Consider the following 11,741-nt stretch of genomic DNA (forward strand, 5'->3'; position numbering starts at 1 on the left):
TCACACCTCCTGTGGACGCGTGACGATCATCCGCACGGGTGTCGGATCGAAACCGTTGCACGGGTTGTTGATCTGCGGACAGTTGGAGACGAGCACCAGCACATCGCGGTCCGCCCGGATCGCGAGGCGCTTGCCGGGCGCAGAGAGTCCGTCGACAATGCCGAGGGTGCCGTCCGCCTCGACGGGCACGTTCATGAAGAAGTTGATGTTGGAGACCAGATCTCGCTTGCCGAGGCCCCACTTGGCGCCTTCGATGAGGAAGTTCTCGACACATGCGTGCTGATGCTTGGTGTGGTGCCCGTAGCGGAGGGTGTTGGACTCCTGCGAGCAGGCGCCGCCGACGGTGTCGTGGTTGCCGACCTCGTCGCCGACGAGCGTCATGAGAGGTTCGCCGTCGGCATCGCGCAGTACCGATCCGGTAGTGAGGAACAGGTTCCCCTGTCCCGCAACGGTTGCGGGGGCGCTGTAGCGGGAAGCAGTGTCGTGGGCGTCGTAGATCAGGGTGTCGACGGCCTGGTTGCCGTGCAGGTCGATGATGGTCAGGACGTCGCCGGCGGCGACGATCGCCGACCAGGGTCCGCGAAGCGCGACGCTCTCGTCGAGCACAACGGTTCCGGGGACGAGTGCAGCAGTATCGAGGGTGGCGGTCACAGGTCAGTTCTCCATTCCGGGTTCGGCAGCAGCCCAGGCGTCTTCGGTGTTGAGTACCGCGCGGTGGTATTCGGGTTCGGTGGTGTCGATCGAGTCGAGGCCGCCGGCGGCGCGCCACGCCGTCACTTCGAGTGTGGTGGTGGCGAAGTCGGGGTTCGGGTCGAGAGGGTGCGCAGTGTTGGCGATGAGCACGACGACCGGGAGGTGGATGAGCAGTTCGACGTACGCACCGGCGCCGGCGGTTCCGGTGCTGGCGAGCGTGCCGTCGTCTTCGACGCGGACGCCGTGGAAGAACGACAGTGATGGCGGCAGGTCGCGGGGCTGCAGATCATGCTTGGCTGCAGCAACCTTGAAGAGTTCGCGGCCCGAGGGCGACTGCGAGTGCAGCGCGCCGGCTCCGTAGCGGGCCGTGTTCCCGGCCGCATGAGTTGTGCCGCACAGGGCATCGTGGTGGCCGGAGGTGTCGGCGACGATGGTTGCGAGCACCCGGCCCTGATCGGACAGCAGCGGATGCCCGGCGCCGAGGTAGGCCTGCCACGGCACCTTCACGGTGTCGGCGACGTTGAGTCGCTCGTGCGGGGCATCGGAGCGGAACAGAAGGAGGTTCGCGCACGCGGCGCCGTCGAGGTCGCGCAGACGCAGACGAGTGCCGCGTGCGAGGACCTTGCTGGTGTAGCGGCCACCCGGCACGGTCTCGGCCCAGGTCATCGACGCATGGCAACCGTCGGGAGGGGTCGGCCATGCGGATGCAGGCACAGTCGGCATCGCGTCGGAGACGGTGCCGGCCTGAGCCCGTGCATGACTTCGTGCGGCGTGGGTTGTGGCTGTCGCGAGTGTCTCGGTCATGGCGCTCCGATTCGTGGCGGACGGGGAAACTGTCGATTGACAGTTTTCAGAGCGCGCATCTTCGGAGGATGTCCCCCGCGTAACGAGTGTGTGGCCGATGTTTCCAATTGATGACGGAACGCTCACACATCGATCTGACTGGGTAGCAACATAACTCGCTGTGTCATGGTGGTGCTGTGACCAGAGTCGGACCAGGCCGCCCACGCCTGACAAGCCCTCGACGCCCCGGCGACACCGCCCGCGCGGAGATCCTCGATGCCGCCGCAGAATTGTTCAGCACACGCGGTTTCGCGACCACGACGACGCGACAGATCGCCGACGCCGTCGGCATCCGCCAGGCGTCGCTCTACAACCATTTTGCGACGAAGAACGACATCCTCGTCACCCTGCTCCATGACACAGTCACTCCGACCGTCGAGTTCGACGAAAGCCTCGACGATGCCGAACCGGCCGACGTACGGCTGTGCGCCCTGACATGGTTCGATGCGGCACAACTGTGCGCGGGACGGTGGAACCTCGGCGCACTGTACCTGCTGCCGGAGATCCGCACCGAGCCGTTCGACACGTTCCGGCTCGGCCGGCTACGCCTGGCCCGCCGCTACCACGACCTCGCCGTCGAGGTACTCGGCGGTGGGACACTCGCAGGCGGCGATCCACGCGCCGACCTGCCGTTCCGTCTCGTGGAGTCGGTCATCGACATCCGTGCCGACCGGCAGATGGACGGGCAGACGATCGACGCACAGCTTCCCGAGACCCTGGCGACTGCGGCACTGACCGTTCTCGGACGAACCGATGTCGGCATCGTCGACCGGGCGCGGGCACTGCTCGTCGGAGTCTCGGTCGACTCCCTCAGTGCTGTTCGCGCGCGCGAGTGAGGGTCAGTGCCGGTCGTACGACGTGTCGGGTGGGATGCGGTCGGCGCCCTCGACCACTGTCACATTGTGCTTCTGTGAACCCGGACCGACGTGGGATTCGGCGCGCATCCGAGCCGACATGTGCGGGTAGTGCAGTTCGAACGCCGGGCGTTCCGAGCGGATCCGTGGAAGCTCGGTGAAGTTGTGGCGCGGCGGTGGGCATGTGGTGGCCCACTCGAGTGAATTGCCGTAGCCCCACGGATCGTCGACGGTGACGACCTGCCCATAGCGGTAACTCTTGAACACGTTCCACACGAACGGCAGAGTCGACGCGCCCAGGACGAATGCCCCGATCGTGGAGACCGTGTTGAGGGTGGTGAAGCCGTCGGACGGCAGGTAGTCGGCGTAGCGGCGCGGCATACCCTCGTTACCGAGCCAGTGCTGCACCAGGAACGTGGTGTGGAAGCCGATGAAGGTCAGCCAGAAATGCCACTTGCCGAGACGCTCGTCGAGCATGCGGCCCGTCATCTTCGGGAACCAGAAGTAGATGCCGGAGTAGGTCGCGAAGACGATCGTGCCGAACAGAACGTAGTGGAAGTGGGCCACCACGAAGTAGGTGTCGTGGACGTGGAAGTCCAGCGGCGGGCTCGCGAGGATGACACCGGTCAGACCGCCGAACAGGAAGGTGATGAGGAAACCGAGGGCGAACAGCATCGGTGTCTCGAACGTGATCTGACCTCGCCACAACGTGCCGATCCAGTTGAAGAATTTCACCCCGGTCGGCACCGCAATGAGGAAGGTCATGAACGAGAAGAACGGCAGCAGCACCGCACCGGTTGCGTACATGTGGTGGGCCCACACGGCGACCGACAGAGCGGCGATCGCGATGGTTGCGTAGACCAGACCCGAGTACCCGAAGATCGGTTTTCGGCTGAACACCGGGAACACCTCGGTGACGATGCCGAAGAACGGCAAGGCGACGACGTAGACCTCGGGATGCCCGAAGAACCAGAACAGATGCTGGTAGAGCAACACGCCACCGGTCGCCGGATCGTACACATGTGCACCGAGCAGCCGATCGGCCAGGGCACCCATGAAGGCCGCGGTGAGGAGCGGAAACACCAGCAGGACCAGGATCATGGTGATGAAGACGTTCCAGGTGAAGATCGGCATCCGGAACATCGTCATGCCGGGCGCACGCATGCACACCACGGTGGTGATCATGTTGACACCCCCGAGGATGGTGCCCAGGCCGGTGACCGCCAGCCCCGCGAACCACAGGCTCGCGCCCACCCCGGGCGCGTGGATCGCATTGGCGAGCGGCATGTAGGAGGTCCAGCCGAAGTCGGCGCCGCCGCCGGGTGTGATCAGACCGAACAGGACGACCAGCGCACCGAACAAGAACAACCAGTAGCTGAACGCATTCAATCGCGGGAAGGCGACGTCGGGCGCACCGATCTGCAGGGGAAGGATGTAATTGGCGAAGCCGAACACGATGGGTGTCGCGTAGAGCAGCAGCATGATGCCGCCGTGCATGGTGAACAATTGGTTGTACTGCTCGTTCGACAGGAACTGCAATCCCGGCACCGCGAGCTCGGTACGCATCAGCATCGCCATCAACCCGCCCACCAGGAAGAAGGCGAAGGCGGTGACGATGTACATGATCCCGAGCGTTTTCGGGTCGGTCGTCGTGATGAGTTTGTAGAGCACCGCTCCCTTGCGGGCGCGTCTTTCCGGATAGGGCCTTGTTGCTCGGGCCTCCACCACCACCGGATTCATGGACGAACCTCCCGGACGACCGCGGCGCCGACATGCGGCATTCCACCGGCACCTGCCCCCCTGCATGCCTGACTCTCCCGGAACAGGCCGGCAGCCCCGAGCGTAGACCTCGTCCCATCGGGTGGCGGTGGATTGCCTGAATCAGGCACACGCGCAGCTACCGACGTAAGCGTCAGAAATGCTGGTTGGTGTATCGAAATATCGAACACATACCGTCATTTCCGCCTTCTACGGGACCTCGCTCGCTCGAAGCGTCGGACAACGACTCGCCGACACTTTCACTCCGCGCGTCCAGGAAACCTACGACTGCTCGTGCACGTCCGACACCGTGTAATCCCATCGCAGCATCGACGACGGACGGCAGTGCCGACGCAGCGTCGGGGTCGATGCGCAGCAGCGCATCGCCGATGGCGACTGCGTGCGGCTTCGGTACCGAGCGCGCGAGGTCCGCGATCGTCCGGGCCACCGACGTCACCGGTACGCCGTCGACGATCGTGAGGTCTGCTTCCGCCCACTGTGCAACATGAGTGTGTATCCACGCTCTTCGGCGCGCCTCCTCGCCTGCTCCCCGCGACACGTGCACGCGCACCAGCGGAATGTTCCAGACGGGCGCCCCGTGCAGGATCGACGCCGAGACGTGACTCAGGGCATTCCCCGGCCCCAGCGTGGAACCGATGTGGCGGGCGAGGACCCGGTGCCGCCCGATCTCGTCGAGTGCATCGAAGTCGCCACGATGCAGGTACCGGCCGTGTGCGATCCGGACCAGGCCGCCGCGCTGCAGCTCGCGTGCTATCTCGAACGCGGACGTCCCCGCCTCGATCAGTTGTGTGCGCGTCACCACCTGTGGATCTCCCATGGCGGCGATCCTGCCGCACGACGGAGTGGCTCCGGCCCGGCCACGACCGAATTGGGTGGTTCTGTGGATGAACCCGTCGCCTGTGGACAACTCGGCGGCTGACGTAGAGGTCGGAAATGCTGGTTGGTGTCCGATATTTCGGTACACCAACCAGCATTTCCGGCACCGATGTCAGGCGCTCTCGAAACCTGGCAGGCGCGACGGGGTCTCGACCACCGAGTACTCCGACGCGTCCCCCTGCACAACGCGGCTCTCGGTGCCGTCGATCCCGACCGGAAGGTCGCCCGCGAGCGTGATTCGGTGCAGGCGACGGGTATGGTCGCCGAAGTCGGCGATTCCGTAGTGCTGGGTGGCGCGGTTGTCCCAGATCGCGACATCACCGGGCGACCATGCCCAGCGGAAGGTGTTCTCGAGCTTGATGACCCGCGCCTGCAGGAGCTGCAGGAGCGCGGTCGTCTCGGACGACTTCAATCCCAAGAACTCCTTGACGAAATGCCCGAGGAGCAAGGTGCGTTCCCCCGTCTGCGGATGGACGCGGACGACAGGATGGATCGTCTCGTAGGTATTGCGGCGGAACTCGTCCTGATACCGCTTGCGCTCCTCGGTGAGAGTCGAGCTTCCGGCATCGAGTTTCTCCGCGTAGTCGTAGAGGTTCGTGTGCAGTGCCCACAGGTTGTCGACCAACGACCTGAGCGCCTCCGGTAGCTGGTTGTAGGCCGCGGTCGTGGACGCCCACGTGGTTGCGCCGCCGTACGGCGGGATGGTCACGGCTCGCAGGATCGATGACTTCGGTATGCGGTCGACGAAGCTGACGTCGGTGTGCCAACTGTTCGCGGCACCCTCGATCGGCAGGAGCCGCTTTCCCTTCGAATGGACCGTCGGGTGCGACTGCGTCTGCCGGCCGAGCAGCCCGGCGAATGCCCACTGCGACTCGTCGTCGAGATGGTCTTGGTCCTGGAAGACGATCGCCTTGTTCGCGGCCAGCGCGTAGCGGATGGCCTCGACCGTCTCGGATGACAGATCGCCGGACAACTTCACTCCGTCGATGCGAGCCCCGATATTCTCACCGAGCTTCGTGACCACGATTCCGCCGGCGCGGTAGATGTCGTCCGCTGTGGCTGCCGGGCGGTCGAGTTCGCTGAGTGTCATGTGAGGCTCCTGGGTCGTTGTCGAATGCCTGTGCACAGACTTCCAACACGACTGCGACAGGTCGACGGTTCCGCTCACACAGATCCGAACCCGGTACCCTCGATGCCCATGCGAACCTCGGCAGAAGTTCTTCTCGCAACAGCGGCGATCGTCCTGGCTACTACAGGCACCGCAGCGGCAGCACCCGCACCGATCGTGGACGGCAACGGGACCATCGTCGCCCCGAGTTCCACCCAGATCTCGTTCGCACACACCCCGTCTGGCGCGCGCGCCGGAACCGCGAACGAGCACGAGTCACGAGCCGGGGTCTCCATCGTCAAGTTGTATCTGGCCGAATACGTAGTTCGGCACGGTGATCCGGCCGACCAGGCGGACGCCGTCGAGATGATCCGCTCGTCGAACGATGCCATCGCCGATCGGCTGTACGCGAAGTATCCACAGGCGATTTCCACGACGGTCGCCGAGTTCGGTCTCGTCGACACTCACGTGCCCGGTTACTGGGGTTTCGGAACCACGTCGACGCACGACATGGTGACCTACCTCGAAGCGAAGAAGCGCACCGACCCGGGCTCCCCCGTCCTCGCCGCGATGGCGTCCGCCCACGAAACCGCCGCCGACGGCTACCCGCAGAACTTCGGTACCGCATTGCTCGCCGGGGTGATCGGCACCAAGTGGGGTTGGAGCGACGACCGCGCGTTCCACGCATCTGCATCGTTCGGAACCGATTTCTCCGTCGCCGCGTCGGCATACGGGTCGGCCGACCAACTGACGGAGAACGTCCTGGGCGCGTTCACCGAGGGTGAGCCCTCTCCCGCCGAACACGGCTATCTACTCGCGGACTGCCCGGCCGTCGCGTGGCTCGCCGGCGATTCGGCCCTGGCTGCACCCGCGCAAGCGCTGCTCGACGCTGTTCCCCCACAGCAGGCCGCCGTATTCTGCGGAGTGTGACCCGTTGCCCGTCGACGTACGCACGTACCGTGGAGAACATGAGCACCACATGGCAGAATCCCGACTCCGTGTCCCTCATGCTCGACGACTGCGCAACATGGGCAGTGGTCGGCCTGTCGGGCGACCCCAACCGGACCGCATACCGCATCGCGAAGCTACTCCGCGAGCGGGGGAAACGGGTTGTGCCCATCCACCCGAACGCTCCGACCGTCTTCGGTGAGCAGGGCTACGCGACCCTCGCCGATGTACCGTTCCCCATCGACGTCGTCGATGTGTTCCGCCGGTCCGACGCAGCCGGCGAGTTCGCCGATCAGGCCGTCGACATCGGCGCGAAAGGCGTGTGGTTTCAGCTCGGTGTGATCGACGAGGACGCCTTCGCGCGGACGACCGGCGCCGGGGTCGCAATGGTAATGGACACCTGCCCCGCCATCGAATGGGGAATGCAGGAAAAAAACTGAGCTTCCTTTATCCGCTGTGCGACAGGCTCTTTCCGAGGGGTTCACCCGACTGATCGTCGAGGCGCCAGAAGGTCCAGCCGTCATATTCGGCGTCGTCGTCGCTGACGAACTTCGTGACGGCGTTCGCCGCGGTGGTGGGATGGCTGAATCGGCGGCCTTCCATCGGGCCACGGGTGATCTCGACGTTGCTGTTCTCCGGATCGAAGCGCGCCTGGATCCGATATCCGCCGAAGTCCGACACGATCGCCGTTCTGGGATCGACGAATTCGGGTTCGGCCGCGGGCTTGATCGCCTTCGCGGGCTGGGTTCGCGGCCGCGACACTTCCTTACGATGACGAGAATCGCGAACTCGGTTGAGGTTGAGCAGATCCCACCGATCGTGTCCGTGCGCGACACTGCTCATCGGGATGGGATGACTGCCGGTGGGTACACGACCAGGACGCTCGGCGAGCCACAGTTCGACGTCTGCCGCGATCCCTGATTCCACCTCGTCGGATTCGACCATGTAGAACTCCGGGGACTCCTTGGCGAGGTCCACGAACACCCAGTACGACGACCCCGTGGGATCACTGCCCGGTGTGCCGTCCTGCCGGCGTGCCATCCACTGATCTCGGGTCGTCGATCGCACCCGGACCACGCAACTGCGTCCGTCCACCCCCTTGACCCGCACAGAACGAGAGCCCTTCAGCTGTGTAGCGCTTCCGCCTCGCTGAACGACATCGGTGACGAACGCCCGGACGCCCCTGTCGGCTGACTCTTCCATGGGCCAACCATACGGTTACATACCGGATGTCGGAAAGCCCCCGTACCGGTCACCGAAAGGCATCGCCCTTGGTGGACAACGCCTTGACACGATCGACGATGCGTTCCTGCAGCTTGGACGGGGTGCGCCAGCGCATCGCGAGTTTGTCGTAGTCCATCGCATGCTCGGCGATGATGTCTTTCAACCGATCGACATCGAGCGGCTCGAGCCTGTCGCGCAGACCAGCTTCGCCCCCGTCACGGAACACTTCGAACGGGTCGAACGGGCCGGCTGCACGCTTGGCGCGCCGAACCGGGTCTTTCCTGGCCGGAGCTTGTCCGGTAGACGGCGCCGGGGCCGCATCGACGGCGGCGGTCGCAGGCCCGAGCGCGCCCGCGATCGCGTTGGCGAATCGTTGATTACGTGCGGCTTCGTCCGCAATCACACGAACGAGCGCGACGAGAGATGCCGCTGCGCTCGGAGTGCTGCCGTTGAGCCGTAGCAGCGCGGCGCTCGCCTCACCGATCCGAACCCGCAACCGGGCGTCGGGTACACCACTGCCGGCCTCGCCGTTCACAGGTACACCTGCGCGTTCATCAGGATCGTCTCGGTAAGCATGCGCAGGGCATCGAACTGTCCTGCACCACCATATTTACGTTTGAGCGTGCCGTAGGGCACGAACTCTGCCGACGCGGCGATCTGGTTCGCTTCGGGAATCCACGCGGGAACGACGTTGGCTATCCTGTCGTCGCGTTGCAGCTGCTCGATGATCGTGCGATGCAGGTTCGATGCGCTACGGTACTTGGTGATCACCAGGCCGAGCTCACGGATCGAATGTCCTGTGCGATCGGAGAACTTCTCCACCCTCTGTTGCAACTGCGGAATCCCGTAGGTGGACAGGATGTCCGGAATTGTGGGGACAATGTAGCCGTCGGCGGCACGGAGTCCGTTGAGTGTGAGCATCCCGAGGTTGGGCGGGCAGTCGACGAGGATGTAGTCGTAGTCGTCGGCGATCGGTTCGAGCGCAGAGTGCAGGACCTCGATCGGCCGCTGCGATCGGGGATCGGCGTACTGCTGGAAGCTCAGGCCTTCCTGGATCTCCATGAGATCCAGCGAGGACGCGAGGAGGTCGACGCCGCGCACCGCCGTCACAGGTGAAACGTCGTGCTGCAGTGCCTTGTCGATGTCGAATGCGTCGGCGTCCGGTTCCACGGCACGCTGGAAGAGTGTGGCGAGCGTGCGGCCGAGTTCGTTGAGTTCCCGCCACCGCTCCTCTCCGATCATCATCGTCGTGAGGTTGGTCTGTGGATCGAGATCCACGAGCAGTACCCGCTGGCCGAACTCGGCCGCCATGAACTCACCCAGCGCAGCCGTCGTCGTGGTCTTACCGACGCCGCCCTTCAGGTTGATTGTCGCGATAACCCGCGCCACCACCGCACTCCTCCGGAAAATGTTGCTACACGTCGCTGCAGCAAACTACACCGGAATGTGGACAAAGGCGACGCGGGACCCGCTCAGTGCCCCTGCGACTCCACTGCGACGCGCTCGTAGTCCGCAATTGCCTGGTCACGACCCACCATCGAGTCCGCGGTCGCATATCCCGACAGCGACACCGCCGGCTTGTGGTCGATCACGGCAGTTACGACGTCGCCACCTGACATGAACACGAGAATCCCTTTGGCTTCGTCGCCGGGGAGCCCTTCCCACACCGCACCTTCGGTACCGAGCGAGCGATTCATCTCGCTCATGAGAAGCGGTGCGCTGAAGTAGTACATCCGGTCCCACGAGTTGCTTTCGAGCCCACCTGCCTCCGTGATCTCACCGAGGCTCCGCTGCTGCCCCGACACCAGAACCGTGTCGAACTCCGATTCCATTTTCGGATCATCGACCACGGTCACAGTGCCTCCGGAGCCGCAACCCACCAACATCGCCGCAACCACACCACCGAATACTGTCGATTTCAATCCCCTGCGAAATGTCACTTCTGCCCCTCGCGTCACTTTTGTCCCCCTCACGGAACGCGACGGACGCTAACACCGACAGACCTGGTGGATCAGTGGTGCCGATCACTATTATCGAAGCCGAATCGGAGCTATATGGGACACCCAATTCGGCCTTGTGGCGATTCACAAATCCCTATGTCAATCCTTTGCTGTCAGCTCCGCAATGTCGCCGAGAAGCGCAGATTGCAGCACACCTATCGATTCCGCGGCACCACCGAATTGGTCGCCGACGAAGTTGGTGTTGTCGGTCGACAGCTCTCGCGTACCGGAGCGACCGATGAGGTCGTCTATCCGCTCGTCGAGGCTTGCCGCGCGCTGCGCAACTTCCACGATGGCCATCCGACCGTCCGCGAATCCGAGGAGGTCTCCGATGCGAGCGAGAGCCGCAACCCGGTCGAGAAGCTGCGTCCAGACCGGGCCGAGCGCCGCAATCCGGGACTCGAGCCCCGCCCGGGCGGCAGGCGCGGTGCTGATCGCGTCTTCCAGCTCGGCGAGCAGACCTCGCAGCGCGATCGTGTCGGTGGCGATCTGAGTGAGCTCGTCGGTGAGGTTCAGCTGTGATCGCTGCACGGCGAGGTGTTCCGAATGCCATGCCGGCGACGATTCGATCTGGTCGTACAAGGTTCCGGCGAGAAACAAGAGGGTGTCGTAGCGATCGACGAAGCGATCGGCCTCACCTGAGGCCTGCCGGGCGAGGACCTCAGCGGCGCGCCGTCCCGCGTCTGCTGCGGGCGTGCGCTCGGACCACCGACCCACTCGATCGCTCGCGATACCCAGCATCGTGTCGCGGGCGCGGTCCACCGCAGCCACCGGAATCGGGGCGGGGGTGTGCTGCAGCGCCCGGAACAACGCTTCGCGCTGCTCGAGTTCGAGATGAACACCGTCGCGGCGTTCGCGACGCACAGCGCGCACCCCCTGCGCGTAGTGGGCCGGAGAGTGCACGATCGACTGCCGCGCCGACCGGATCCTCTTGTCGATCTCGCTTGCGCGGTATTCGAACATCAGCCGGGTGACGCCGGGACGCTGCGCCGCCGCCCGCGCAGCGAACCCTTCCCGTTCGTCGGTGAGGAGCCGGAGCTCGCCGAACCCACCGATGCCAGGAATCCGACGCACGAGGCGCCGACGCGCCGCAAGAACCGCGCGGGCGGGTTCATCGAGGTAGCCGGACGCAATCGCAATCGCGGCGTCGTCCGACAGCGGGTCGTGTCTGCCGTCGATCCGGCATCGGTCGCAACAGAGTCGGACCTGCGTGGCGATCCGCTCACGCCGTTCAGGCTCTGATTCGAACTCCATCGGAACTCGTGTCTGGTCGGGCTCGGGCATCGTGACCCTCCTCGGGGTGCTCGACCTACACTGTTCCAGAATTTGCCTGTCGGGGCCGGTATGCGCTATACCCAGGTTTCACCCAGGGTTACCCCGCGGTTGCGAAAGGGTGTCGTATTCGGCCCAGTTCGG

Annotated in this window: 13 protein-coding genes; 3 read left to right on the top strand and 10 right to left on the bottom strand. The window is 64.7% G+C overall.

Annotated features, from left to right (window positions below; translation table 11 throughout):
* A complete protein-coding gene (locus tag ACZ46K_RS24315) occupies positions 1 to 651 on the bottom strand; it encodes an urea amidolyase associated protein UAAP2 (protein WP_054806850.1) in 651 nt (216 codons plus the stop codon).
* Positions 652 to 654: 3 nt separating this feature from the next.
* Entirely contained in the window at positions 655 to 1,497 is an 843-nt protein-coding gene (locus ACZ46K_RS24320) for an urea amidolyase associated protein UAAP1 (protein ID WP_464745202.1), read from the bottom strand.
* A 176-nt stretch (positions 1,498 to 1,673) separates the two neighbouring features.
* Between ACZ46K_RS24320 and ACZ46K_RS24325 the strand changes: the two genes are divergently transcribed.
* Entirely contained in the window at positions 1,674 to 2,372 is a 699-nt protein-coding gene (locus ACZ46K_RS24325) for a TetR/AcrR family transcriptional regulator (protein ID WP_464745204.1), read from the top strand.
* Positions 2,373 to 2,375: 3 nt separating this feature from the next.
* On the opposite strand, the gene ctaD is transcribed toward ACZ46K_RS24325, so the two are convergent.
* The 3 genes from ctaD to ACZ46K_RS24340 form a co-directional block, all read right to left on the bottom strand.
* Entirely contained in the window at positions 2,376 to 4,130 is a 1,755-nt protein-coding gene (gene ctaD / locus ACZ46K_RS24330) for an aa3-type cytochrome oxidase subunit I (protein ID WP_464745206.1), read from the bottom strand.
* Between the two features lie 172 nt (positions 4,131 to 4,302).
* Entirely contained in the window at positions 4,303 to 4,986 is a 684-nt protein-coding gene (locus tag ACZ46K_RS24335; protein ID WP_054806851.1) for a hypothetical protein, read from the bottom strand.
* Positions 4,987 to 5,157: 171 nt separating this feature from the next.
* Positions 5,158 to 6,135: a TauD/TfdA dioxygenase family protein gene (locus tag ACZ46K_RS24340; protein ID WP_464745208.1), complete on the bottom strand. Its 978-nt coding sequence runs from the start codon at positions 6,133 to 6,135 to the stop codon at positions 5,158 to 5,160.
* A gap of 108 nt (positions 6,136 to 6,243) precedes the next feature.
* Between ACZ46K_RS24340 and ACZ46K_RS24345 the strand changes: the two genes are divergently transcribed.
* A complete protein-coding gene (locus tag ACZ46K_RS24345; RefSeq protein ID WP_464745210.1) occupies positions 6,244 to 7,083 on the top strand; it encodes a hypothetical protein in 840 nt (279 codons plus the stop codon).
* Positions 7,084 to 7,121: 38 nt separating this feature from the next.
* Positions 7,122 to 7,541 (top strand): CoA-binding protein, encoded by a 420-nt coding sequence (locus tag ACZ46K_RS24350; protein WP_054811023.1) that lies wholly within the window; start codon positions 7,122 to 7,124, stop codon positions 7,539 to 7,541.
* Positions 7,542 to 7,548: 7 nt separating this feature from the next.
* Here the strand turns inward: ACZ46K_RS24350 and ACZ46K_RS24355 are convergent, their stop codons facing one another.
* The 5 genes from ACZ46K_RS24355 to ACZ46K_RS24375 all read right to left on the bottom strand — a co-directional run bounded on the left by ACZ46K_RS24355 (position 7,549) and on the right by ACZ46K_RS24375 (position 11,609).
* Complete coding sequence (locus tag ACZ46K_RS24355) at positions 7,549 to 8,304, bottom strand: hypothetical protein (protein WP_464745212.1); 756 nt, start codon at positions 8,302 to 8,304, stop codon at positions 7,549 to 7,551.
* 49 nt (positions 8,305 to 8,353) lie between these two features.
* Positions 8,354 to 8,860, bottom strand: coding sequence for a hypothetical protein (locus ACZ46K_RS24360; RefSeq protein WP_464745214.1), 507 nt, complete (start codon positions 8,858 to 8,860; stop codon positions 8,354 to 8,356).
* Positions 8,857 to 9,714: an AAA family ATPase gene (locus ACZ46K_RS24365; RefSeq protein ID WP_054807877.1), complete on the bottom strand. Its 858-nt coding sequence runs from the start codon at positions 9,712 to 9,714 to the stop codon at positions 8,857 to 8,859. Before ACZ46K_RS24365 ends, ACZ46K_RS24360 begins: the two co-directional genes overlap by 4 nt.
* Positions 9,715 to 9,797: 83 nt before the next feature.
* Positions 9,798 to 10,265 (bottom strand): hypothetical protein, encoded by a 468-nt coding sequence (locus ACZ46K_RS24370; protein WP_464745216.1) that lies wholly within the window; start codon positions 10,263 to 10,265, stop codon positions 9,798 to 9,800.
* 159 nt (positions 10,266 to 10,424) lie between these two features.
* Positions 10,425 to 11,609: a hypothetical protein gene (locus ACZ46K_RS24375; RefSeq protein ID WP_464745218.1), complete on the bottom strand. Its 1,185-nt coding sequence runs from the start codon at positions 11,607 to 11,609 to the stop codon at positions 10,425 to 10,427.
* Positions 11,610 to 11,741: the final 132 nt, after the last annotated feature.

It is taken from the genome of Rhodococcus sp. JCM 9793 (assembly GCF_055380405.1).